Source organism: Mesorhizobium sp. M3A.F.Ca.ET.175.01.1.1 (genome assembly GCF_004791945.1).
GTDB lineage: Bacteria > Pseudomonadota > Alphaproteobacteria > Rhizobiales > Rhizobiaceae > Mesorhizobium.
In genome coordinates, this window is sequence record NZ_SRTP01000006.1 from 28,922 (window position 1) to 53,639 (window position 24,718).

General features: G+C 64.7%; 21 protein-coding genes and 1 pseudogene. 11 read left to right on the forward strand and 11 right to left on the reverse strand.

Annotated elements, in window-relative coordinates; genetic code table 11:
* Positions 1-183: 183 nt before the first annotated feature.
* The 5 genes from EN818_RS15920 to EN818_RS15940 form a co-directional block, all read right to left on the reverse strand.
* Complete coding sequence (locus tag EN818_RS15920; protein WP_245420301.1) at positions 184-861, reverse strand: UdgX family uracil-DNA binding protein; 678 nt, start codon at positions 859-861, stop codon at positions 184-186.
* A gap of 177 nt (positions 862-1,038) precedes the next feature.
* Complete coding sequence (locus EN818_RS15925; RefSeq protein WP_095804985.1) at positions 1,039-2,445, reverse strand: glutamine synthetase family protein; 1,407 nt, start codon at positions 2,443-2,445, stop codon at positions 1,039-1,041.
* Between the two features lie 11 nt (positions 2,446-2,456).
* Positions 2,457-3,836, reverse strand: a complete 1,380-nt coding sequence (locus EN818_RS15930; protein ID WP_095804984.1) for an aspartate aminotransferase family protein — start codon at positions 3,834-3,836, stop codon at positions 2,457-2,459.
* Positions 3,837-4,065: 229 nt separating this feature from the next.
* Positions 4,066-5,040, reverse strand: coding sequence for a WD40 repeat domain-containing protein (locus tag EN818_RS15935; protein WP_095806775.1), 975 nt, complete (start codon positions 5,038-5,040; stop codon positions 4,066-4,068).
* Positions 5,041-5,170: 130 nt separating this feature from the next.
* On the reverse strand, positions 5,171-6,229 hold the full coding sequence (locus tag EN818_RS15940; protein WP_095806774.1) for a GTP-binding protein: 1,059 nt from the start codon (positions 6,227-6,229) through the stop codon (positions 5,171-5,173).
* A 132-nt stretch (positions 6,230-6,361) separates the two neighbouring features.
* Here EN818_RS15940 and EN818_RS15945 point away from each other — a divergent pair, with 132 nt between their 5' ends.
* Positions 6,362-7,093 carry an intradiol ring-cleavage dioxygenase gene (locus EN818_RS15945; protein ID WP_095806773.1) on the forward strand — a complete coding sequence of 244 codons (732 nt, stop codon included), beginning with the start codon at positions 6,362-6,364 and terminating at the stop codon, positions 7,091-7,093.
* Positions 7,094-7,308: 215 nt separating this feature from the next.
* Entirely contained in the window at positions 7,309-7,779 is a 471-nt protein-coding gene (locus EN818_RS15950) for a MarR family transcriptional regulator (RefSeq protein ID WP_095806802.1), read from the forward strand.
* A 183-nt stretch (positions 7,780-7,962) separates the two neighbouring features.
* On the opposite strand, the gene EN818_RS15955 is transcribed toward EN818_RS15950, so the two are convergent.
* Positions 7,963-8,871 (reverse strand): AraC family transcriptional regulator, encoded by a 909-nt coding sequence (locus tag EN818_RS15955; RefSeq protein WP_095806801.1) that lies wholly within the window; start codon positions 8,869-8,871, stop codon positions 7,963-7,965.
* 38 nt (positions 8,872-8,909) lie between these two features.
* Between EN818_RS15955 and EN818_RS15960 the strand changes: the two genes are divergently transcribed.
* The 5 genes from EN818_RS15960 (at position 8,910) to EN818_RS15980 (ending at position 12,902) form a co-directional block, all read left to right on the forward strand.
* On the forward strand, positions 8,910-9,317 hold the full coding sequence (locus tag EN818_RS15960; protein WP_095806772.1) for a DUF2000 family protein: 408 nt from the start codon (positions 8,910-8,912) through the stop codon (positions 9,315-9,317).
* 169 nt (positions 9,318-9,486) lie between these two features.
* Positions 9,487-10,371, forward strand: a complete 885-nt coding sequence (locus EN818_RS15965) for a DMT family transporter (RefSeq protein ID WP_165350080.1) — start codon at positions 9,487-9,489, stop codon at positions 10,369-10,371.
* A gap of 63 nt (positions 10,372-10,434) precedes the next feature.
* Entirely contained in the window at positions 10,435-11,457 is a 1,023-nt protein-coding gene (locus tag EN818_RS15970; RefSeq protein WP_095806770.1) for a LacI family DNA-binding transcriptional regulator, read from the forward strand.
* Positions 11,454-12,437, forward strand: coding sequence for a 2-hydroxyacid dehydrogenase (locus EN818_RS15975; protein WP_095806769.1), 984 nt, complete (start codon positions 11,454-11,456; stop codon positions 12,435-12,437). The genes EN818_RS15970 and EN818_RS15975 overlap by 4 nt, the downstream gene beginning before the upstream one ends.
* Before the next feature lie 81 nt (positions 12,438-12,518).
* Positions 12,519-12,902, forward strand: coding sequence for a hypothetical protein (locus EN818_RS15980; RefSeq protein ID WP_165349935.1), 384 nt, complete (start codon positions 12,519-12,521; stop codon positions 12,900-12,902).
* A gap of 22 nt (positions 12,903-12,924) precedes the next feature.
* Here EN818_RS15980 and EN818_RS15985 read toward each other — a convergent pair whose 3' ends face one another.
* Positions 12,925-13,698 (reverse strand): gamma-glutamyl-gamma-aminobutyrate hydrolase family protein, encoded by a 774-nt coding sequence (locus EN818_RS15985; RefSeq protein ID WP_095806768.1) that lies wholly within the window; start codon positions 13,696-13,698, stop codon positions 12,925-12,927.
* Between the two features lie 239 nt (positions 13,699-13,937).
* Between EN818_RS15985 and EN818_RS15990 the strand changes: the two genes are divergently transcribed.
* Positions 13,938-15,047 carry a TRAP transporter substrate-binding protein gene (locus tag EN818_RS15990; protein ID WP_095806767.1) on the forward strand — a complete coding sequence of 370 codons (1,110 nt, stop codon included), beginning with the start codon at positions 13,938-13,940 and terminating at the stop codon, positions 15,045-15,047.
* Positions 15,048-15,184: 137 nt separating this feature from the next.
* Here EN818_RS15990 and EN818_RS15995 read toward each other — a convergent pair whose 3' ends face one another.
* The 4 genes from EN818_RS15995 to EN818_RS16010 all read right to left on the reverse strand — a co-directional run bounded on the left by EN818_RS15995 (position 15,185) and on the right by EN818_RS16010 (position 19,724).
* Positions 15,185-16,213 carry a zinc-dependent alcohol dehydrogenase family protein gene (locus EN818_RS15995; RefSeq protein ID WP_095806766.1) on the reverse strand — a complete coding sequence of 343 codons (1,029 nt, stop codon included), beginning with the start codon at positions 16,211-16,213 and terminating at the stop codon, positions 15,185-15,187.
* 12 nt (positions 16,214-16,225) lie between these two features.
* The gene (locus EN818_RS16000) at positions 16,226-18,028 is read right to left on the reverse strand and encodes a TRAP transporter large permease subunit (RefSeq protein WP_165349934.1); all 1,803 of its coding nucleotides are present in this window, start codon (positions 18,026-18,028) and stop codon (positions 16,226-16,228) included.
* A complete protein-coding gene (locus EN818_RS16005) occupies positions 18,025-18,630 on the reverse strand; it encodes a TRAP transporter small permease subunit (protein ID WP_095806765.1) in 606 nt (201 codons plus the stop codon). Before EN818_RS16005 ends, EN818_RS16000 begins: the two co-directional genes overlap by 4 nt.
* A 188-nt stretch (positions 18,631-18,818) precedes the next feature.
* Positions 18,819-19,724 (reverse strand): branched-chain amino acid ABC transporter permease, encoded by a 906-nt coding sequence (locus EN818_RS16010; RefSeq protein ID WP_095806764.1) that lies wholly within the window; start codon positions 19,722-19,724, stop codon positions 18,819-18,821.
* A gap of 94 nt (positions 19,725-19,818) precedes the next feature.
* Between EN818_RS16010 and EN818_RS16015 the strand changes: the two genes are divergently transcribed.
* From EN818_RS16015 to EN818_RS16025, 3 genes and pseudogenes are all read left to right on the forward strand, one after another.
* The gene (locus EN818_RS16015) at positions 19,819-20,427 is read left to right on the forward strand and encodes a CGNR zinc finger domain-containing protein (RefSeq protein WP_095806763.1); all 609 of its coding nucleotides are present in this window, start codon (positions 19,819-19,821) and stop codon (positions 20,425-20,427) included.
* Complete coding sequence (locus EN818_RS16020; protein WP_095806762.1) at positions 20,420-20,950, forward strand: hypothetical protein; 531 nt, start codon at positions 20,420-20,422, stop codon at positions 20,948-20,950. Before EN818_RS16015 ends, EN818_RS16020 begins: the two co-directional genes overlap by 8 nt.
* A gap of 196 nt (positions 20,951-21,146) precedes the next feature.
* Positions 21,147-24,629 (forward strand): annotated as a pseudogene (locus tag EN818_RS16025) (indolepyruvate ferredoxin oxidoreductase family protein); the annotation flags it as partial.
* Positions 24,630-24,718 lie beyond the last annotated feature (89 nt).

Below are 24,718 nucleotides of genomic sequence, written 5' to 3' on the forward strand. Positions count from 1 at the left end.
AATTCTGCACCATTGCAAGACGCCGAAGTAACGGAATGGATCCTCGGGTCTGCGCCGCGTCGCTTCGCTCCTTGCTCCGCCCGTGGATGACGAGGCGATAGGCGTTTCGCCCAATTTCAAGGCCGCGCGACCTCCGTACAGCGGGATCTTCTCGAACCCTTCTTTGGGTGCGCAGAACGACGATCAAGCAGCCATCAGTTGCTTCACCTTTCGCATATCCTTCAGGAAGCGTTCGCGCTCGGCCTCCTTGTCCTCACGCTCGCGGATGCGCAGGATGAAGGAGGGGTGGATGGTGATGAAGACGCGCAAGGCATCCTCGCGCTCGATGACGTCGCCGCGCATCTTGGTGATCGGCACCGCCTTGCCGAGCAGCGACTGCGCCGCGGTCGCGCCAAGCGCCACCACCAGGGTCGGCTTGACGAGATCGAGCTCCTTGTCCAGCCACCAGCGGCAGGCTTGGATCTCGCCGGCATTGGGCTTGGAATGGATGCGCCGCTTGCCGCGCGGCTCGAACTTGAAATGCTTGACCGCATTGGTCACATAGACCTTGCGGCGATCGATCTCGGCATCGTCCAGAATGCTGTCGAACACCTTGCCCGCCGGCCCGACAAAAGGCTTGCCGGCAAGATCCTCTTGGTCGCCCGGCTGCTCGCCGACGAAAATCACTTCCGCATTCTCAGGTCCCTCGCCGAACACCGTCTGCGTGGCATCCCGCCACAGCGGGCAGCGGCGACACCCCATTGCCTCCTCGCGCAGCTCCGCAATGTCTGTGCCCTCGGGCCCGACCACGTCGGCTGGTTCCGGCGTCGGCCAATGCCTGGCTTTGACCTTGGCATGGTGCGGTGCTGGCGTGGTTGGCATCCGGGCGATCATGGCTGACGCGGCTCTGTCCGCTCCTGCTATCAGATTTGGAATGAGCGAGGCCTGGGGAAGGTTCCGCCAATATTTCTTCGGCATCGCCTTCATATCGAGGCGGGCTGGGTTGAAGATGCTTTCGAAAAAGGTCCGCCGAAGCGCCTGACAGGCTGCCTGATCGGCTCACACCTCGTGCAGGTAAAGGTGGTAGTCGAGCTCGCTGACGGTGCGCGCGACGCGCAGATATTCCGCCTGCTTGATCGCCACGAAGGTGCGGTGGAGGTCCGGGCCGAGCGCCGATTTCAGGAAATCGGAGGTTCTGGCCGCCTCGATCGCCGCGCGCCAGTCGACCGGCATGGTCGATCTCTCCGAAGCCTGCTCATAGCCGTTGCCGGTCGTTTCCGGGCCGGGGTCCAACCGCTCGTCCAGCCCTTTGACGATGCCGGCCAGCACCGTCGCCGCGACCAGATATGGATTGGCGTCGACGCCTGACGGCCGGTGCTCGATGCGGCGGTTCTTGGCATCGCCGGCCGGTACGCGCAGCGCCACCGAGCGGTTGTTCGCGCCCCAACTCGGCGCCACCGGCGCATAGGATTGCGAGACGAAGCGCCGCCATGAATTGGCATGCGGCGCAAACACCAGCATCGATTCTGCCATTGTGTGGATCAGGCCGCCAAGCGCGTTCAGCAGGCTTGGCGACCATTTCTCGCCGTCAGCCTCGGTGAACACGTTCCGGCCGGCATCGTCCTGCAGCGAGACATGAAAATGCATGCCCGAGCCGGCATAGGTCTCGATCGGCTTGGCCATGAAGCAGGCGGTCACGCCGTGCCGGCGCGCCTGTGCCCTCACCAGCCGCTTCAGCATGACCAGGTCGTCGGCCGCCCGCATCACGTCCTTGCGGTAATTGAGCGTCAGCTCGTACTGGCCCGGCGCATACTCGGAAATCACCGTCTCGGCTGGAATGCCTTGCGCCTTTGCGGCGGCGTAGATGTCGGAGAACAGCGGCTCCATGCCATGCAGATGATCGACCGAATAAACTTCCGTCTTGGCCGAGCGGCGGCCGTCCAGCACGGCGCGCGCCGCCTGCACCTTGCCGTCGGCGTCGCGGTCGTTGGCGAGGAGGAAAAATTCCAGCTCGAAGGCGCCGGCCGGGCGCAGGCCTCTTGCGGCGAGCAAATCCACCTGTCTCGCCAAGATCAGCCGCGGGTCGGAGGTCATCGGCTGGCCGTCGAGATGGTACATCGACATCAGCACCTGGCCGCGCGGCGGATTGGTCCCATGCAGCGGCACCAGCGTGCCGGGGATCGGCCACGCCCTGAGATCGCCGTCGCCGGTGTCCCAGATCAGGCCGGTGTCGTGGACATCCTCACCGGTGATGTCGAGGCCGAGGATCGAGATCGGCATATGTCGCCCGTTCTCGAAAATCCCCATCAACTCGTGGCGGCGCACGATCTTGCCGCGGCCGATGCCGTTGGCATCGGTGAGCACGATGTCGAAGCCCTCGATCTCGGGATGAGCATCGAGAAAGGCTTTCGCCTCGGCGGGCGTCGAGCCTGAAGGCGAGATAGCAACTGCGTTCGGATTGTCCATGGCCGCTTGTCTCACGCCGTAAGCCTTGCCGCAACCGCGGCGAAAGCGGCGACCAGCCGGCTCACCTGCGCCGCCGTCGTCGCCGGCGAGATCAGCATCATATTGTGGAACGGCGCGATCAGCACGCCGCGATTGACCAGCGCGACATGGATGGCGGCCTCGAGTTCCGGTGCATGCGCCTTCTCCGCCTCGCCGCCATTCCGCAGCGGGCCGGGCGCGCAGACGAACTCGACGCGGGCGCCGACGCGCGCAACGTGCCAGGGCAAATGATAGCGGTCGATGACGGCGCTCAGCCCCGCGTCGAGGCGGCGCGCCAGCCGGTCCATATGCGCATAGGCTGCCTCGGTCATCACCTCTTCCAGCGTCGCGCGCATCGCCGCGAATTGCAGCGGGTTTGCCGACAGCGTCGTGCCCATGCCGGAATATCCCGGCTCCTTCGTGCGGCTGTAGGCGCCGTAGCGGGTGGCAACCTCTTCGGTCATGCCCCAGATGCTTGCGGGCACGCCGCCGGCCACCGGCTTGCCGAGCACGAAGAGGTCGGGTTCCAGGCCGTATTTGCCGCTGTAGCCGCCGGGCCCGGTGGAGATGGTGTGAGTCTCGTCGATCAAGAGCAGCGTGCCGGCCGCGCGGGTGAGGCGCCGCAGCGCTTCGTGAAAACCGGGCTCCGGCAGCACCATGCAGGAATTGGTCAGCACCGGCTCGGTGATGACGCAGGCGACGTCGCGGTCGGCAAGTGCGGCTTCCAGCGCCGCGACATCGTTGAACTCGACGATCTTGGTGGCCCGCGTCAGATCGCGGAATTCGCCGGCAAGGCCTGGCCGGTTCACCGCTCTGCCGTCGATCAGCCGCACCATCGTCTCGTCGACCGAGCCGTGATAGCAGCCGTTGAAGACCAGGATCTTCTCGCGGCTTGTCACCGCGCGGGCAACGCGCAGCGCGAACCGATTGGCGTCGGTGGCGGTGGTGGCAATCTGCCAGAAAGGCAGGCCGAAGCTCTGCCGCAGCAGCGGCCCGATGGCAAGCGCATCCTCGCTGGGCAGCATATAGGTCAGGCCGCGTGCGGACTGCCGGCGGATGGCGCGGGCGACCGGAGCGGGCGAATGGCCGAGCATCGAGCCGGTGTCGCCGAGGCAGAAATCGTCGAGCCTGTTGCCGTCGATATCGCTGATGGTGGCGCCCCTGGCGCCGTCGACCAGGATCGGGAACGGCGTCGGCCAGTCGCTCATCCAATGCATCGGCACGCCGCCGAGGAAGCCGGCGATGCCGTTGCCGAGCTTGGCCTCGGACTTCGGCCGTGCCTTGCGGAAAGCGGCCGCTTCCGTCTCGCGCAGTTCGGCGATGCGGGCAGCAGCGATGCCGCCGATGGTAGCGCCTGTATCCGATGCGTGCATGAAATCCCCTCCGTGCGGCGCGGCACTCTGCCAACCGGCCGGCAAATCCGCAATTGGCCGCGTAGGGGGGGCACATTGGGTCAGGGAGTAGGGGAGTAGGGGAGTAGGGGAGTGGGGAGTAGGGCAGTAGGGCAGTAGGGCAGTAGGGCAGTAAGGCAGTAAGGCAGTAAGGCAGTAAGGCAGTAAGGCAGTAAGGCAGTAGGTGTCTTTTCCCTACTCCCCTACTCCCTTAAGCAGTGATGTCTATCACGCCGCAGTCGCCCGCGACGCTGCCGAAGACGATGCGGCGCTCTTCCTTGTCCCACGCCATCGCGGTGATGGCGCCCTTGCCTGGACGGCGCAGCAGCACCTCCTTGGCGTCCGCGAAGCGCGCCGCGATCACCATGCCGTCCTCATAGCCGATGGCAACCACCTCTTGGCTGGGATGACAGGCAACGCAGGTCACCATCGAGTTGCCGCGCGTGCCGAGTTCCAGCGGCGCCTTGCCCATCGGACCGTCCTTGCTTGCGAACGGCCAGACGATCGCCGCCGGCGCGCCCGAGCTTGCCAGCCATTTTCCTTTGACACTCCAGGACAGGCTTTTCACCTTGCCGGGATAGCCGCTCATGCGCATGTGCTTGCCGTCGGCAAGCTTCCAGCCATGCAGCGCGTTCTCCTGCATGGTGGTGATCAAGAAGGCGCCGTCCGGCGAGAAGCTGATGCCGGTATGGGCGCCCGCCCATTCAAGCTCGACCGGCTTGCCCGCAGCCGCCGGGAAATGCAGCGTCGCGCCATTGTAGCGGGCCACGCCGAAACGCATGCCCTTTGGCGAGAAGGCAAGCCCCTCCACCGAGCGCGGATGCGCGAATTCCTTAGTCTTGCCGTCAGCGAAGCGCACGAAAGCGATCTTGCCCGAGGCATAGGCGATCGCGCCTTGCGGCCCGGCGGCGACGCTGGTGATCCACTTCCTGCCGGCGCTGGCGAGCTCTGTCGCCGCGCCGCCTGCCTTGACCGCAAACACCCTGCCGTCTTCGCCGCCGGTGATCAGCCGGTCATTGGCCGCGTCGTGGACCGCGGCAAGCAATCCGTCATTGGACTGAACCGTCTTATGCCCGTTGTCGAGCCGGTGAATCGTCCCGTCGGCCAAAGCGAAATGCGGCACGTCGTTCAGGAAAACGGCGGCGACGCAATGGCCTTCGAGATCAAGCGGGGCGACTGTGGGCATGCGAACTGATCCATTCGAGATTTATGATCAGCACCGTGCGGGCAACGCTAGCGCACCCAGATGCGGCCTGGCCCTCTCCCACAAGGGGAGAAGGAAGAAAGCGCAGCGCTACCGTCTCAAAGTCGGGAAATCAAGCCGCCTGGCAGGCCTCGAAACTCTTCCTTAGCCGCTCTTCGTCGAGATCGCGGCCGATGAAGACCAGGCGGCTCTCGTGCTTCTCGCCATCCTTCCAGGCGCGCTGGTGGTCGCCCTCGAGGATCATGTGCACGCCCTGCAAAACATAGCGCTCGTCGTCGCCCTTGAGCGCGATAATGCCTTTCAGCCGCAGGATGTTCGGCCCTTCCATCTGGGTCACCTTCTCGATCCAGGGGAAGAACTTCTTCGGGTCCATCTCGCCGCCGCGCAGCGACACCGACTTCACCGTCACGTCATGGATGTCCGATGGATGGGCGTGATCGTGGTGGTCATGCCCGTCATGATGGTGGTGATGGTGGTCGTGATCGCAATCCGGGCCGCATTCATGGTCGTGATCATGCGCCTCGAGGAAATGCGGATCGTTCTCGAGCGCGCGCGACAGGTCGAAGGCGCCGCGGTCGAGCACCTCGTCCAGCGCCACGCCGGCGCGGGTGGTGCGATGGATCCGGGCCGCCGGATTGATGGCGCGGATCGTCGCCTCGACCCTTTCGAGCTCTTCCGCATTAACGAGATCGGTCTTGTTCAGCACCACGACGTCGGCAAAGGCGATCTGGTCCTCGGCCTCCTTGGAGTCTTTCAGCCGGAGCGGCAAATGCTTGGCATCGACCAGCGCCACCACCGCGTCGAGCTTGGTCTTGGAGCGCACGTCGTCATCCATGAAGAAGGTCTGGGCCACCGGCACCGGATCGGCAAGGCCGGTGGTCTCGACCACAATGGCGTCGAAGCGGCCGGGCCGACGCATCAGGCCCTCGACGACGCGGATCAGGTCGCCGCGCACCGTGCAGCACACGCAGCCATTGTTCATCTCGTAGATTTCCTCGTCGGATTCGACGATCAGGTCGTTGTCGATGCCGATCTCGCCGAACTCGTTGACGATGACGGCGTAACGCTTGCCGTGGTTCTCCGACAGGATGCGGTTGAGCAGCGTCGTCTTGCCGGCGCCAAGATAGCCGGTCAGCACCGTTACGGGGATCTGCGTCTGTGCGTCGCTCATGTCTTGCCTCGAAAGTCTGGACCTGGAAAACTGCGGTCTCGAAAAGGGGGATTGTCGGCTCCATATAGGACGTGTGCCACGCTTTTGCACGCAGCAAACGATGGATCAGGCAACCCGTCAGAAAGGCGCCAAATGAACGACGAGTCGTCGTCCTTGTCGTTGAACCGCCGTCAGGCACTCGGCCTCATCGCCGTGACCGCCGGCGGCGGGGTATTCCTGTCATCCACAGCGCGCTCCGCGCAGAATTCGCCCTATGCCGGACTTGCCTTGTTCGACGCCGGCGCCGGCGTCTGCGCCATCATGCCAGAGGTGACCGAAGGGCCGTTCTATTTCGACCCGAAGCTCGAGCGCTCCGACATCACCGAGGGAAGGAGCGGCATCGGCCTCGCTGTCCGGCTGCAGGTGGTCGATGCCAGCTGCCGGCCGCTTGTCGGTGCTCGGGTCGACATCTGGCATTGCGACGCCCAGGGCCACTATTCCGGCTATCCCGGCCAAGGCGACGGCCAGGATGTCGATACCTCGGGACAGACCTTTCTGCGCGGTTGGCAGAAGACCGGCGAAGGCGGCGTCGTGTCGTTCGCCACGATCTATCCCGGCTGGTACCGCGGCCGCACCGTCCATATCCACTTCAAGGTGTTTCCGGACGACCGCTCGGTTATGACCGGCCAGATGTTCTTTCCCGATGCGCTCAGCGACCGCGTCTTTTCCACCGTCCCGCCCTACACCGAGCGCGCCGGCAAACGCGATACCTCCAATGCGCGGGACAGCATAGCAAGACGAGCGGGAACCCTGTCGCAGGCCGCCCTGCGTGAGGCGGCGGACGCCTACCAGGCGCTCCTGGTTGTCGCGGTGAAGGCCGGCTGAGCGACTCCATTCGTCCTTTGTCGCGCCCGCCTGAGAGTCTCCAGCCGGGAAAGTCGTTTGTCATCTAACTGAAATAAACATCTGGCATAGCCACGGCGAGCACGGAAATGCTTGCCGGCAAAGCGTTTGCAAGCCGGACTCGTCAAATCGTCATTTGCCTGCCGCTGGACAGCCTCTATGCTGGCCGGACCGGTTCGGCCGAAGAGGGAATGACCATGGCCAAGGCGGACAAGGCAGCGACAATGAGCCGGCTGCATTCGGCGGCGCGGCTGGCGCGAACGGCGCTGGCGGCGCGGCTCCTGGCGCATGGCTTCTACGCCGGCCAGGACCAGATCATGCTGGCGCTCGATCGTGAGGACGGCCAGACTCCGGGCAATCTGGCCGGGCGGCTGGGCGTTCGTCCGCCGACCATCACCAAGACCATCAACAGGCTGCAGGCACAGGGTTTCCTGGACAAGCGCGCCTCCAACGCGGATGCTCGGCAGGCCCATATCTTTCTGACCGATACCGGCCGCGAAACCATCCGCGCCATCGAGAAGTCGGTTAAGAAGACCGAGAAGCAGGCGCTGAGGGGCCTCGACAAGAAGGACCAGAAGGCGCTGTTCAAGCTGCTTGCCCGTATCGAGGCCAATCTCTCGAACGAAGACCTCGTGCTGATCGACGACGACGCCGAGTTGGATGATTGATGCGCCACGCGTAAGGCGCGACGCGCAAGCGTCGTCGCGGTGCAGTGCGCCAGCGTTGCCCCCAAAAGAGCGACGCGTAAGCGTCGTCTCGTGCGACATAGGCGAACGCGCAGCGTCGTCGCTTCACGCTCTACCCAAGCATCGGCGGCTTAGCGGAAAGGACGACGACGCTGCGGGTCGCGCCTAAGAGCTATCACCGGCCTCTTGCGGTTCGGCGACGACACTGCGCGTCGCGCTTCGCACCAGCCCTCCCCAGCGTCCCGGCGTCACTCCGAACGCCTTCTTGAAATGCCGGTTGAAATGGCTCTGGTCGCTGAAGCCGGCCGCCGCAGCTATTTCGGCCAGCGGCTCTCCCGCTTCGATCATGCGCCGGGCCCGCTGCAGTCTTCGCATCAGGAGAAAGCGATGCGGGCTGGTCGAATAGGTCGCGCGGAAATGTCGTGACAGCGCGTAGCGGTCGAGGCCGGTGACGGCCTCCAACTCGTCGGAACGGACCGACCGCTCGGCATTCTCTTCCAGATAGTGGCGCGCAAGGGCGGCGGCGCGCCATGCCGTCTTGCCCGTCGATCTTGCCGGCTGTCCGGCGTGACGCTGCAGATGCTGTGCCAACTGCGCAATGAAATCGGCGACAAACAGCTCGTCGAGTTCCTCGCCGAGCGGCGCCAAGGCTGAAAGCAGCGTGTCGCGCAGCGCCGGGTCGCTCACCACGGCGTCGCGGACGAAAGGCAGCGGCGCGCCGCCGAGGCAATCGAGCAGCAGCGACGGCTCCAGATAGAGGATCCTGTAGCGCAGCCCGTCTTCGGTTCCGGCGCCGCCGTCGTGCAGTTCGTCGGGATGCAGCACGATGACTTGGCCGGGCAGGCTGTGTTGCAGCGCGCCGCGATAGTGGAAGCGCTGTACGCCATCGAGCGTCACGCCGATGGCGTAGGTGTCGTGGCGGTGCAGGTCGAAGGCGTTGCCATGAAAGTGTGCCTCGATGCGCTCGAGGCCGGTAGCGCCGGGCGCCGAAACGATCCGGTCGCCCCGGGTGATCACATCCGCGCACGAACGTTCAAGACCTTGCTGCGCCTCACCGCCTAGACCGCGCTCCATCGCCTGCTCATCAAGGTCCATCCTGGAGAAACATTTTGGTGTTCGATACGAAATTTGCAATCGTGCTCAGGGAAGACCTCGCCGTCTGGCAGAAGCTCAACGTCACCGCTTTCTTGACCAGCGGCATCGTCGCGCAATGTCCTCAGATCATCGGCGAGCCCTATCGCGACCGCGTCGGCAACCTTTTCAATCCGCTCTCGATCCAGCCCGTCATCGTGCTCTCGGCCGACGGGCCGACGCTCGGCACCATCCATCGCCGGACCCTGGAGCGCGGCGTGACGGCGTCCGCCTATGTCGAGGAGATGTTCGCGACCGGCCATGATGCGGCCAACCGCGCCGTCTTCGCCGAGTTCGCGCCGGATGACGCCAAAGTGGTCGGCATTGCGCTGCGTGCCGAAAAGAGGCTGGTCGACAAGATCACCAAGGGCGCCCGCATGCATGCCTGATTGACCGCGAGACTGAGCCTGTCCTGAGCGCTTGTTGGGCCAGTCGCTTTTGGCTTGCCGCCCAGCGGCGATTGCCGCAAAAGGCGGGCATCTACCTTAGCTCGGCCCGATCTTGAACGTTCCCAAAAGCCACGACGAAAGCGCAACGCCGCCGGCGGCGATGCTGTTGATGCTGTGCGTCTATGTCTGCTTCACCTTCCTCGACACCTCAAGCAAGTATCTGGTGCTCGCCGGTGTCTCGGCGCTGATCGTCGCCTGGGCCCGCTTCACCGTCCATGTCCTGATTGTCGGCCTCTTTCTGCGCGGCTGGCGCGAGCCGTCGCGCTTCCGCGCCGACAACCTGCCGGCTCACATCCTGCGCGGCTTGCTCTTGTTCGGCTCGACGATTTTCAACGTTTTGGCGCTGCGCACGCTGCAACTGGCCGAAACCACGTCGATCTACTTCTTCGGCCCGATGGTGATCACGGCACTTGCGGGACCGCTGCTGGGAAAATGGGCGGGCTGGCGGCGCTGGCTGGCAATCCTCACCGGCTTAGCCGGCGTTCTCATCATTACCCGGCCGGGCGTCGGCGTGTTCGGCGTCGGGCATCTGTTCGCGCTCGGATCGATGCTGTCGAACAGCTTCTACGTCATCATGACCCGGCGCATGTCGTCGACGGAGACCCCGGAAAGCCTGATCCTGTTCTCGGCGCTGGCGCCGGCGGTGCTGCTCCTGCCGACCTTGCCCTTTTCGCTGTCGCTGCCGCAGGATGGCTGGCACTGGTTCATCCTGATGATGCTTGGCGTCTTCGGCGCCGGCGGCCACTGGCTGCTGGTGCAGGCCTACCGCCTGGCGACCACCACGGCGCTGGCGCCTTATCCTTATTCGCAGATGGTGTGGATGATCATTTCGGGTTGGCTCATCTTCCACCAGTTTCCCGACCGCTGGACGTTGCTGGGGGCCGCCATCATCGTCGCCAGCGGCCTCTATATCATCCATCGCGAGCATCGGTTGCGTCTGCGCAATTCAGCCTCCGTCGATACCGAAGCCGAGACCCTGGCAAAAAAACTTTGATTTGCCCTGGATCGATGGCATAAGGCCCCCTTTAAACAGTTTAAAAGTCCGGGGGACTGAGGGCTGGCACAGAAGATCAAGCTTTCTACGATCGCGGATGCGCTCGGCGTGTCCACGGCAACGGTATCGCTGGCGCTGCGCGACAGCCCATTGGTCGCTGGCACCACGCGCGAGCGCATCAAGGAACATGCCCGCGCCATCGGCTATATTTACAACCGCCGCGCCGCCAGCCTGCGCACCTCGCGCTCCGGCATTGTCGGCGTCGTGGTGCACGACATCATGAATCCGTTCTTTGCCGAAATCCTGCGCTCGATCGAAAGCGAGCTCGATCGCAGCCGCCAGACTTTCATTCTTTCGAACCATTATGACCAACTGGAAAAGCAGCGCACCTTCATTGATACGCTGCTGCAACTCGGCGCCGACGGGGTCATCATGTCGCCGGCCATCGGCACGCCGGCCGAAGACATCATCATGGCCGAGGAAAACGGCCTGCCGGCCGTGCTGATCGCGCGCACCGTCGCTGGAGCGGACGTGCCGGTGTTTCGCGGCGATGACGCCTATGGCACCGCCCTGGCCACCAATCACCTGATCTCGCTAGGCCACAAGCGTATCGCCATGATCGGCGGCACGGACCAGACCTCGACCGGCCGCGACCGCTACCAGGGCTATGTCAACGCCATGGAAGCGGCCGGGCTGGAAGTCAAGCCGTCCTGGCGCATTCCCGGGCCGCGCACCAAGCAGGCAGGCTTCGAGGCCGCCGGGCAGTTCCTGGCGCTCAAGGACAAGCCGACCGCAGCCTGCTGTTGGAACGATCTCGTCGCCATCGGACTGATGAACGGCATTGCGCGGGCAGGGCTCGTGCCGGGCGTCGACATCTCGGTCACCGGTTATGACGATCTCGAAGAGGCCGCAATCGCGACTCCGGCGCTGACAACGGTCTGGAATGGCCAGCGCGAGGTCGGCCGCCGCGCCGCCAGCGCGCTGCTCGACAAGCTGAACGGGCAAGCCGTGCGGCCCTCGCAGGAACTGATCAAGCCGGAGCTGCACGTGCGCCAGTCCACCGGCAAACCGGTGGAGCGCCAATGACAAGAGCCGAAGCAAAATTCCCGGTCGCCATCCTGGTGCCGGGTCCTTTCCACGAACATGCCCGCGGCCGGATAGAGCAAGCCTTCCAATGCGTGCGTATCGAGCGCGCCGATCCGTCGCTGCTCTCCGAGGAAATGCGCCAGACGGTGCGCGGCATCGCCTCCTACGGCGGCATCGATGCTGCGATGATCGACGCGCTGCCCAATCTTGAAATCATCGCCAATTTTGGCGTCGGCTATGATTCGGTTGACGCCGGCCATGCGGCCGCGCGCGGCGTGATGGTCACCAACACGCCGGACGTCCTGACCGAGGAGGTGGCGGACACCGCGATCGGCCTGTTGATCAACACCGTGCGAGAACTCTACAACGCCGAGAAATGGCTGCGCGACGGCGGCTGGATGAACAAGGGCGACTACCGCCTGAGCCGGCTGACCTTGCGAGGCAGGCGCATCGGCATCTTCGGCATGGGCCGCATCGGCCTTGCCGTCGCCCGGCGCCTTGAGGCCTTCGGCCTGCCGATCGCCTACCACAACCGCCGCAAGGTGGAGGGCTTGTCCTATGAATATCACTCGACGTTGATGAGCCTTGCCGAGGCGGTCGACACGCTGATCTGCGTGGCGCCGGGCGGCGCCTCGACGGAGAAGGCCATCAATGCCGATATCCTCTTGGCGCTCGGCTCGAACGGCGTTCTCGTCAATATCGGCCGCGGCAGCGTGGTGGACGAGGCGGCGCTTGCCGCTGCCCTTGCCAACGGCACCATCGCCGCCGCTGGGCTCGATGTCTTTGCCGACGAACCGAACGTGCCGCAGGCCCTGCTCGACGCCCCCAACACATCCCTGCTGCCGCATGTCGGCTCGGCGTCGCACCACACGCGCCGCGCCATGGCCGATCTCTGTGTCGACAATCTGATTGCCTGGTTCGGTGAGCGACGAGCGCTGACCCCGGTGCCCGAGACCGTCAACGTCAAGGCGCGTCCCTGACGAGCCGGTGGCGACATTCTTAACCCACGCTTAACTCTTTGAAATCATTCTCCATACTTGGTTAACAAGTGGAGAATCAGGGTGAAGTTGCTGGTGGGCTTGGTTGCGTCCTTTGCGATGTTTGGGAGCACTCAGTTCCTGCCCGGCGGCAATGGCCAGACCACGGCCCCGGAAGCCGCGCCGTCAGGCATTTACCACCTGACTGCCAATGGCGAGGAAACCTGCGCCGTCGAGCGCGGCGCCGAGGTGTCGGCCGGCCTGTCGCGGCTGACCGTCGCTCCGAACTGCCGTGTATTGATGCCGGGCATCGAACAAGTGAAATTCTGGCGCGAGCAGGCGGACGGCTCGGTCGCTTTCAGCGAGAACGGCGTCGACCCGATCGTCACCTTCGGCGTTGCCGATGGCGATGGCTACGAATCCTACGCGCCCGCGACGCCGCTGCTGGCGCTTCGCAGCGATGAATAGTCTTTGAATTACTCGGCTGCGTCTATTCCGCCGCCGCTCGCGAGCCGGCCTTCGCCGAGGCATGCAGGCGCACCGCGTCGCCAAAGGCGCGGAAGATCTTGGCCGACGCGCTGTCGGACTTCACCCAATATTCGGGGTGCCACTGAACGCCGACCGCGAAAGCGCGGGAGTCCTTGACCGAGACGGCCTCGATCGTCCCGTCGCCGGCGAGCGCCTCGACTTGCAGCCTTGAACCGAGCAGCTCGATGCCCTGCCGGTGCACGGAATTCACCGTGATGTCGCCAACGCCGAAAACACTGGCCAGGCAGCTTCCCGGCTCGATCGAAACGGTCTGGCGGATGGCGAAGCGCTCGTCCTGATTGTCGCTCGCCGGCGCGCGGTGGTCGAGCGAGCCTTCGCGCTCTTGGATCTCCGTGGCCAGCGTGCCGCCCAGCGCCACATTCAGTTCCTGGATGCCGCGGCAGATGGCAAGCAGTGGCACGCCGCGCTCGATGGCCTTGCGAATCAGCGGCAGCGTCGTGGCGTCGCGCGCGGGATCGTAAGGACCGTTCCGTTCGTTCGGATCGCCGCCATAGAGCGAAGGATGCACATTGGACTTCGAACCGGTGATCATGACGCCGTCGACGGAAGACAGCAGTTCGTCGAGATCGAGCTGATCGCCGAAGGAAGGCACCACGAGCGGGAAGACGCCTGCGCCGGCGATCGCCGCCTCGAGATATTGCTGCGGGGCGGCATGCCAGGTGTAGTTGTCGAACTGGCGGACATCGGACGAGACGGCAACGAGCGGCTGCTGCATTTTGGACGCGGTTCCCAGAGCTAAGGAATTACTCTGCCTATTAAATAGGCGATCCGAGGGCACTTTGCCATGGCAAGTTCGCCTCTGCGGATGGGCCACGGCGGACTGGCGTTAGACTATGGTTGCAGCCTGCCCGCGATGCTGGACTCGACATCTCGCCCGTGTATTGTTCGCGCAGCCGATCAGGACAGCGAGGATGTCCGCGCGTCGGTGTGTTGATCCAAAACGGAGGAAACTGCATGGATCGTCGTTCATTCATCCGCAAGGCCGGTGCGTCCGGCGTCGGTGTCGCGGCGGCGGCCGCGGCGCTTGCCACGCCGGCCATAGCCCAGTCCAATCCGAAAGTGACGTGGCGGCTGGCATCGTCCTTCCCGAAATCGCTCGACACGATCTATGGCGGCGCCGAAGTCTTCTCCAAGATGCTGTCGGAAGCGACCGACGGCAATTTCCAGGTTCAGGTCTTCGCCTCCGGCGAACTGGTGCCGGGCCTGCAGGCGGCGGACGCCACCGCTGCAGGTACCGTCGAGGCCTGCCACACGGTGGCTTACTATTACTGGGGCAAGGACCCAACCTGGGCGCTGGGTGCTGCGGTGCCGTTCTCGCTCAACGCGCGCGGCATGAACGCCTGGCACTACCATGGCGGCGGCATCGACCTCTTCAACGAGTTCCTGGCCACGCAAGGGCTTTTCGGTCTGCCCGGCGGCAACACCGGGGTGCAGATGGGCGGCTGGTTCCGCAAGCAGATCAATACCGTCGCCGACCTTTCCGGCCTCAAGATGCGCATCGGGGGCTTTGCCGGCAAAGTGGTGCAGAAGCTCGGCGTCGTGCCGCAGCAGATCGCCGGCGGCGACATCTATCCGGCGCTGGAAAAGGGCACGATCGACGCCGCCGAATGGGTCGGTCCCTATGATGACGAGAAGCTCGGCTTCTACAAGGTCGCGCCCTATTACTACTATCCCGGCTGGTGGGAAGGCGGCCCGACCGTGCACCTGATGTTCAACAAGGCCAAATACGAGGAGCTTTCGCCGGCCTACAAGGCGCTGGTCCGCGCCGCCGCTCAGGCAACCGACGCTGACATGCTGCAGAAGTATGACTTCGTGAACCCGCCCGCGGTGAGGCGGCTGGTGGCCGCCGGAGCCAAGCTGCAGCCGTTCAGCCAGGAGATCATGGCCGCCTGCTTCGAGAAGGCGAACGAGGTCTACGCCGAGATGGAGGCCTCGAACGTGCCGTTCAAGAAGATCTGGGACTCCATCAAGGGCTTCCGCAAGGAGCACTATCTCTGGGCTCAGGTCGCCGAATACAACTACGACACCTTCATGATGGTGCAGCAGCGCAACGGCAAGCTGTAAGAGGCGATTAGCCCCTTCTCCCCGTCACCTACGGGGAGAAGGTCCCGGCAGAGGGGCGGCGCAGGCTTCGGCGATTAATCGCCATGGACGGCCGAAAATTCAACCTCGTGCCTCCGGCATTGGCGCCAGGCTCTACGTCAGTCCCGGCCGGGCAGCACCAGCACCTTGACCTCGCCCGAGGCGGCCGGGTTGGAGATCACCGCCGGAGCGTCTTCGAGACCGACCTGTCTCGATATCAGTTTGTCGATCTCGATCGCGCCCGAGGCGACGAGGTCGGCCGCGCGCCGGTGCGTGAAAGGATTGATGAAGGAGCCCAGCACCTTCAGTTCGCGGAACAGGACATCGAAGGGTTCGAAGGCAACCTTCTGCCCTTGAGGCATCACGCCGACGATCACCACAGTGCCGCCCGGCTTCGCCAGCCGCATGGATTGCTCGACCGTGTCGGGAACGCCGGCGCATTCGAGCACCACGTCGACGCCGCCAGGAACCACGCCGCCGGGTCCGGCGATGGTCTCGACGGGATCGGCGGAACTTGGATCGACCGTTGCCGTGGCGCCGAGTTCTTCGGCGAGCGCGCGGCGGGAGGCCTGCCTGGTCGACAGGATGACGGTCGCCGCGCCGGCGAGCTTCGCCAGTTGCACGGTGAGCAAGCCGATGACGCCGCCGCCGAGCACGACCACCGAGGCGCCCGGCCGGATGCCGGCGAGGTCGACGCCATGCAGGCAGCAGGCCAGCGGCTCGCAGAAGGCGCCGTGCGTCGGCTTGAGGCTGGCGGGCAGCAGGAAGGCCTGGCTTTGCGGCATCACGACATAGTCGGCGAAGCCGCCGTCGCGGTGGATGCCGATCGCCCGGAGATTGCTGCACAGATTGACCCGGCCGGCCCGGCAGTGGCTGCAGCGCCCGCAGGAAATGTTGGGATCGCCGGTGACGCGGTCGCCGATCGAGATGCCGGCAACATCTGGCCCGACGGCCTCGACGATGCCGCAGAATTCGTGCCCGAGCGTCACCGGCGGCTTCGATGGAAATTCGCCATGCAGAAGATGCCTGTCGGTGCCGCAGACGCCGCAGGCTTCGATCCGCACCAGCACATCGTCCGGTCCCGGAGCGGGCTTCTCCACCTCGCGCATTGCGATGCTGCCGATGGCTTCGAGCCGGACTGCTCTCATGATCGCATCACCTCAGAATTTTGGCGGCTGCGAAAGGTCCGGCGCAGGCGCGGCCGGCTTGGCTGGGGCCGTATCGCCGAAATTCGGCGGCTGCGAGAGATCGGGCGTGCCGGGCGCGGCGGGAGCGGCCGGCGTCGCGCCTCCATTCGCAGGCGCCGCGCCAGTGTCGGCCGGCGGCGCACCGAGCGGTGTCAGTCCCGGCATACCCGGCAGCTGGATGTCGATCGTGCTCGGCTCGACGGCAGCGCCCTTGTAGCGCATCACCATTTGCGGGAAGGCGATGGTGAGCGCGATCATGATCACCTGGATGCAGACGAAGGGCACCGCGCCCCAGTAGATCTGGCCAGTCGTGACCGGCGCGATTTTCTTGCCGGTGATGCGGTCGAGATAAGGCACGCGTGCCGCCACCGAGCGCAGGTAGAACAGCGCGAAGCCGAAGGGCGGATGCATGAAGCTGGTCTGCATGTTGACGCCGAGCAGCACGCCGAACCAGATCAGGTCGATGCCGAGCTTTTCGGCGGCGGGCGCGAGCAGCGGCACGATGATGAAGGCGAGCTCGAAGAAATCGAGGAAGAAGGCGAGCACGAACACCAGGACGTTGACGCCGATCAGGAAGCCGATCTCGCCGCCGGGCAGGGAGATTAGCAGGTGCTCTACCCATTTCTGTCCATTGACGCCGTAGAAGGTGAGCGAGAAGACCCGCGCGCCGATCAGGATGAACAGCACGAAGGAGGACAGCCGCGTCGTCGAGGCCAGCGCCTGCCTGATGACGTCCATGCTCAGGCGACCTTTGAACGCCGCCATGATGAGCGCGCCGACAGCACCCATTGCGCCGCCTTCGGTCGGCGTGGCGATGCCGAGGAAGATGGTGCCGAGCACCAGGAAGATCAGCGCCAGCGGCGGGATCAGCACGATTACCACCTGCTGCGCCAGCTTCGACATCATGTGGATGTTGAGGCGCTGGTCGGCGATCGCCACGATGTAGATCACGACGACGCCGACTGTGGCGCCGAGGATGTCGGCATTGTTGCCATGTGTCGGCGCGAGGTAGCGATAGGCGGCATAGGAGATCGCACCCGCGACCAGCAAGGCGACAATGAGCGAGATCACGCCGTGGCCGAGCGTGCGCGCCTCAACAGGCAGCGCCGGCATCGAATTCGGCCGGACGATCGACATGATCAGGATGTAGAGCATGTAGATGCCGGTCAGCACCAGGCCGGGGATCAGGGCGCCCGCATACATGTCGCCGACCGAGCGGCCGAGCTGGTCGGCAAGCACGATCAGCACCAGCGAGGGCGGGATGATCTGGGCAAGCGTGCCGGAGGCCGCGATCACGCCTGAGGCGAGCCGCCGGTCATAGCCGTAGCGCAGCATGATCGGCAGTGAGATCAGGCCCATGGCGATGACGGAGGCCGCCACCACGCCGGTCGTGGCGGCAAGCAGCGCGCCGACGAAGATCACCGCATAGGCAAGGCCGCCGCGGATCGGCCCGAACAATTGGCCGATGGTGTCGAGCAGGTCCTCGGCCATGCCGGATCGTTCCAGCACGATGCCCATGAAGGTGAAGAAGGGAATCGCCAGCAACGTCTCGTTCGACATGACCCGGTTGCCGTAGAAATTCTCCGGCAATGCGTAGAGAAGTGGCCAGGCAAGATTGATCGATCCGCCCGAATAGGGCGACAAGAGCACACCGATGAAGAAGAACAGGAGGCCGTTGGCGGCGAGCGAGAAGGCGACCGGGTAGCCGATCAAAAGGAAGATGATCAGCGAGGCGAACATGATCGGCGCCATGTTCTGCGCGATGAACTCGATCATGAGCGCACCTCGCCGGCCAGCGCCTTGGCTTCTTCGGCAAGCGCCTCGGCTTCGATCTTGGCCTGGTCGTGCGCGGATATGAATGGATTGGGATCGTCCATGTCGCCCCGCATGATGGCGATCTTCTTGATGATCTCGGAGATGCCCTGCAGCGCCAGCAGGAAGAAGCCGGCGAGCAGGATGGCTTTTGCCGGCCATACGATCAGGCCGCCTGCATTGGTCGACATCTCGCCGCTGCGGAACGACAGCGACACGTAAGGCACGAAATAGATCACCATCAGGACCACGAACGGCATCAGGAAGAACAGGTGGCCGAGAAGGTCGATCCAGTGCTGCACGCGGCGGGAAAACATGCCGTAGACGATGTCGATGCGGATATGGTCGTTCTGCTTGAGCGTGTAGGCGGCCGCCAGCATGAAGGCGGCGCCGAACAGGTACCATTGCAGCTCCAGCCAGGCGTTGGAGGAGGTGTCGAGCACTTTGCGGATGATGGCGTTTCCGGCGCTCACCAGGATCGCGAGCAGGATCAGCCACGACACCCATCGTCCGATGAACTCGTTCAGGCGGTCGATGGTCCTGGATAGAGCGAGCAGCCCTGCCATGCATTTCCTCCCTCGTGCCGGAGATGCGCCCTATTTTCCCCTTGGGGTGGCACCATCTGGTCCAACGGTATGCAGCGCGTGGTCCGGATGGTCAACAACGCAATGGTCGAGCGGCTGCGCCATCCAGCGCGCACCGCGCCAAACAGGCGGCCTCAGGGCACGCCATGCAACCAAAGTCTGATTGTGAATCAGGCGACCTTCGTTTGGTCGCGGCCGGCGCCGATCAGCACCAGCATGGCGACGAGGAACAGATACATCCACGCATCGCGCCATTCGAGCGGGAAATAGCCGGCCCAAAGCGATTCGGCCATGCCGAAGGCAGCCGCGCCGAGCGCCGCCCTGAGCGGCGAGAGATAGCCGCCGACCGCCGTGATGAACAGGATCTTCAGCCCGTAGACCAGGCCGGTGCCGAAGCTGATGTTGCCGTAATAGAGGCCGGCGAGCACGCCGGCCAGGGCCGCGCACAAGCCGCCGTAAAGCACCGCGCGGCGGAACACCGCGGTGACGTCGATGCCGCACATGGCAGCCGCCCTCGGGTCGTCCGACACGGCGCGCCAGGCGCGTCCGTAGCGCGAATGGGCGAAACCCCACGCCGCCAGCGCCACGATGGCCAGCACGCCGGCACAGTCGAGCAGTTGGATGAGCGTCAGCGTCACCTTGAAGCCAGCCTCCTCGGCGAAGACGACCGGCTGGGCCAGCATCGGCGGCAGCCACAGATCATGGGTGTCGGCGGCGATGCGGCTCGCTTCGGACAGGAACAAAAGGATGCCGAGCGTCGTCACCACGATGGCATTGGGTGAGCGGTCGGCGAGCTTTTCGAAGACGCTGCGCGACAGGATCTGGCTGATCAGCGCCGCATAAAGCAGGGCGGCAACGATGCCGAGCGCGACGGAGGCGAAGAGTGTCAGCCACAGCGCCTGGTAACCAAAGGCGGCGGTCAGGATCATCGTATGTCCGCAAAAGGCAAACAGCGCGCCATAGGCGAGATTGGTGCGGTGCAGGATGCCGTTGGTCAGCACATAGCCGAAGGCGAGCAGCGCATAGAGCGCGCCCGAATGCAGCCCGTTCAGCACCTGCTGGAGGAAGTAAAGCATGCAGCATCCTCGGGACCGCGCGATCCGGCCCCGATGGGAGCGTTGCATTCGGAATCTAACTTGTCAAATAGGTTTTATCGGTTAGATTTCCACCATGACTGTATCCTGGACCCCGCATCGCTTCACCGGCGGCATTCTCGCGCTCGACGCGGCGAACACGGTGGTGCTGCGCAACGATCCGCAAAAGACTTTCGACCGTTTCGACGATCCGGCCGAGATCGTACGTTTCGCCCAGGCGGCCAGCGGCTTTCGCGCCGCCGAGCTCGGCGGGCGGCGATTGGAAGCGGGCGCGCCCGACCGGATTGCACCGCTCGTGCTGTCGATCCGCGAGGCTACCGACCGACTGTTCCGCCATGCCGTTGCGCAAGGGGCCATTGCCACCGTCGATCTGCCGGCTTTCCTGTCGGCCTGCGCCGCGGGGCTGGCCGGCAGCTCGACCGAGGTCGGCGCGCCCGGGCGGCCATTCGGTGATCCGGCGACGCCGATTGCATTCGAGGCGGCGCTCGCCGTCTCGGCGCTGTCGCTGCTGCGTGACGAGACGGTGGCCAGGCTCAGGATCTGTCCCAACTGCAGCTGGCTGTTCGTCGATCGCAGCCGCAACTCCAGCCGCCTCTGGTGCGACATGAAGGTGTGCGGCAACAGACAGAAGGCAAATCGCCATTATCGCCGCCGCACGGTGGCCAGGGAGGCAGGCAATGTCTAGAAAGTTCGTCCGTTCGGTGGTTGTCGGCACGGCCTTGCTTGCGGCGACGGTGCTCGGCGCTTGCCGCGATTCCGGCAAGGAGCAGCTCTTCGCCATTTCCGGCAAGCTGTTCGAGTTCAACTACCGGCTTGGCATCGCCACCTATGTCATAACCCTCAACCCGCTGCGGCCGATGGGCGAGGGCCAGGTCGCAGTGGTTAGCTTCCAGAACCCGGCCGGCGGTGACCCGATCATCGTCAACCAGAAGATCTGGCCGAAGCTGCCGCATGTCACGCTCACCAGCCCGCCGCTGACATGCGTGGTGAAGGACAAGCCTTATTCGGTCTCGATCCGCATCGAGGATGCCAATGGCAAGCTGCTGCAGAGTTTCGAGACCACGCTGACCTCCTCGATGGATCAATCGGTGCTGCCCGACAGGCCACTTGTGATCGGCCCGGTCTACGAGCTCAACAAGGACATGGTCGGCCATCCCGACGGCAAGTTGCCCGACGAGCCGAAGCCTGACTGCCCCAAGCCTGCCTGAGGCCGCGGCCCCTGGAATTTTCTTGCTTGCGCGTGGCGTCGGCCTTGTCGTTCTGTGCTCCCACGAGCCCCGAGCGGACCGCTTGTTGCGTCTGGCTTGGCCCCTGCGATTTCGTTTGACCTCTCTAGCAAGCGGAGAAAGACTGCGGCATGGCACTCCGAGGAAGGCCGCGTGATTCCGCGCGCCTCCGCGAAGGAAATACCTGATGACGCTGCATGACGTCGCGCTCGACGACAAGTTCGACCTTGGCAAGGAGCGCATCTTCCTGTCCGGCGCGCAAGCCGTCATCCGCATGCTGTTGATGCAGCGCGAGCGCGACCGCCGCGCCGGCCTCAACACCGCGGGCTTCGTCTCAGGCTATCGCGGTTCGCCGCTCGGCGGCCTCGACATGCAGCTTTGGAGGGCCAAGAAGCAGCTTGCGCAGGCTGATATCGTCTTCCAGCCGGGGCTCAACGAGGAACTCGCCGCCACCGCCTGCTGGGGATCGCAGCAGACCGAATTGCTCGGCGAGGGCACGCATGACGGCGTCTTCTCGGTCTGGTACGGAAAAGGGCCGGGCGTCGACCGTTCCGGCGACGTGTTCCGCCACGCCAACCTCGCCGGCTCCTCCAAGCATGGCGGCGTGCTCGCCCTGATGGGCGACGATCACATGGCCGAATCCTCGACCAACGCGCACGCCACAGAATTCCTGTTCGTCGATACCATGGTGCCGATCCTCAACCCGGCCGGTGTCCAGGAGATCATCGACTACGGCCTCTACGGCTTTGCCATGTCGCGTTTCGCCGGCACCTGGGCGGCGATCAAATGCGTCAAGGACAACATCGAATCGACCGCCTCGGTCGACGCCTCGCTGGAGCGGCTGAACATCGTCGTTCCTCACTTTGACATGCCGCCCGGCGGTCTCAACATCCGCCACGAGATCGACATGCTCGGGCAGGAGGAGCGGCTGCACGAACATAAGCGCGCCGCCGCTTCCGCCTTCATCCATGCCAACGGGCTGAACCGCATCGTCTATTCCGGCGGCCGCAATCCGAAGCTTGGCGTCATCACCATCGGCAAGAGCTATCTCGATGTCCGCCAGGCGCTGGACGACATCGGCGTCGACGAACAGGCCGCCAACCGCATCGGCATCCGCCTGTTCAAGGTCGGCTGCCCATGGCCGCTCGATCTCCAGCACATTGCCGACTTCGCGCGCGGCCTCGACACCATCGTCGTCGTCGAGGAGAAGCGCTCGCTGATCGAGCTGCAGCTGCGCGAAAATCTCTATGGCACTGCCATGCAGCCGGTCATCATCGGCAAGAAGGACGAGCGTGGCGACTGGCTGTTCCCGGCCAAGGGCGCGCTCGATCCCAACGAGATCGCGATTGCGCTCGGCGAGCGCATCCTGCGCACCGTCGGTCGCTCGGAGGAGATCGCCGCACGTGTGGCGAAACTGCGCCAGTTCCAGGCCATGCTCGCCGACACCGTCGACATCGGCTCGCGCACGCCGTTCTTCTGTTCCGGCTGTCCGCACAATTCCTCGACCAAGGTGCCCGAAGGCTCGCTCGCCGCCGCCGGCATCGGCTGCCATTTCATGGCGCTTTGGATGGACAGGAACACAGTCGGCTTCACGGCGATGGGCGGCGAGGGCGCGCAATGGGTGGGCCAGGCGCCGTTCTCGAAGCGCGGCCACATCTTCCAGAACCTTGGCGACGGCACCTACAACCATTCCGGCCTGCTGGCGATCCGCTTCGCGCTGTCGAGCGGTGCCAACATCACCTACAAGATCCTCTATAACGACGCCGTCGCCATGACCGGCGGCCAGCCGCACGAGGGCGGCCTGACCGTCGACATGATCGCCAGGCAGGTGCGCGCCGAAGGCGTCGGCCGCATCGCCGTCGTTACCGACGAACCGGGCAAATATGCCGGCACGGCCGACTTTCCGACCGGCATCACCATCCACCACCGCGACGACCTCGATCTTGTCCAACGCGAGCTGCGCGATGTCAGCGGCGTCTCGGTGCTCATCTACGACCAGACCTGCGCCGCCGAGAAGCGCCGTCGCCGCAAGCGCGGCACCTTCCCCGACCCCGACCGCCGCGTCTTCATCAACGAACTGGTCTGCGAGGGCTGCGGCGATTGCGGCGTGCAGTCCAATTGCGTCTCGATCCAGCCTGTCGAAACCGAATTCGGCCGCAAGCGCAGGATCGACCAGTCGAGCTGCAACAAGGATTTTTCCTGTCTCAACGGCTTCTGCCCGTCCTTCGTCACGGTGCATGGCGGCAAGATCAGGAAGGCCGAGGGTGTCGCCGGCAGCAACGATCCGCTCGCCGGCGTCCCCGCTCCGGCCGAGTTTGCGCTTCACGAGCAGGGCTGGGCGGCGATCATCGACGGGGTCGGCGGCACTGGTGTCGTCACCATAGGCGCGGTGCTCGGCATGGCTGCCCACCTCGAAGGCAAGGGCTGCGGCATGATCGACATGGCGGGCCTTGCCCAGAAGGGTGGCTCAGTGTTCACCCATGTCCGCATTGCCCGCACCCCGGAGGACATCCACGCCATCCGCGTTTCGGCCGGCAAGGCGGATCTCGTGCTCGGTTGCGACCTCGTCGTGTCCGGGGCCAAGAAAGTGCTCGCGGCGGTGCGCGAGGGCCACACGATGTTCCTCGCCAACACCGCCGAGATCATGCCCGGCGAATTCACCCGTTCCGCCGATTTCTCGCTGCCGGTCGAGCGCCTGAAGAAGGCGATCCGCGCGGCGGCCGGCGAGGAAAAGTCGCACTTCTTCGACGCCACCCGCACCGCTGCCGTGCTGTTCGGCAATTCGCTCGGGGCCAACATGTTCATGCTGGGCTTCGCGTTCCAGCATGGCGGGCTGCCGCTGTCGGCCCAAGCCATTGAAAGAGCAATAGAATTGAACGGCGAAGCGGTCGCGATGAATGTCGCCGCCTTCCGCTGGGGTCGTCGCGCCGCGCATCAGCCGGACTATGTGCGCGGCCTGGTCAGCCAGTCAGGCAAGACCGCGCCGGCGGCTGCCGAGACGCTGGACGCCATGATCGCCCGGCGCGTCGCTTTCCTCACCGCCTACCAGAATGCCGCCTACGGCAAGCGCTATGCCGAGAGGATCGCGGCGCTGCGCAAAGCCGAGGCGAAGGCGGTGCCGGGCTCGACCGCCGTCACCGCGGCCGCGGCGAAGAACCTGTTCAAGCTGATGGCCGTCAAGGACGAGTACGAGGTGGCGCGGCTCTACTCCGACGGCTCCTTCGCCGCCGATCTCGCCAGGCAGTTCCAGAGCTATGACAAGCTCGAGTTCCACCTGGCGCCTCCAATTCTCGGCCGCCGCGGCAATGACGGCAGCCCGAGGAAATCGAGCTTCGGTCCGTGGATGATGAAGGGCTTCCGCCTGCTGGCGGCGATGAAGGGCTTGCGTGGAACGACCTTCGACGTCTTCGGCCGAACCGCCGAGCGGCGCATGGAACGGCAGCTGCTGGCGCAGTACGAGGCCGATCTTGGCCTGATCGCCGCATCGCTGGCGCCGGGCAGGATCGAAGCCGCCGCTGCGCTTGCCTCCGTGCCTGCGCTCGTCCGCGGCTACGGCCATGTCCGGCAGGCCAGTGCCGAGGTGGCGGCAGCCGAGCGTTCCAGGCTGCTGGAGCGTCTGCAAAAAACGCCTGAAAGCCCGGAATTGCAGGCTGCGGAATGATCGATACGGCTTATTTACCTGAAGCTAAAATTCCCAACCCTGCATTGCGGAAACCCGCTTGACTGCGGGGGCAAAAAAGCTCCCTCTAA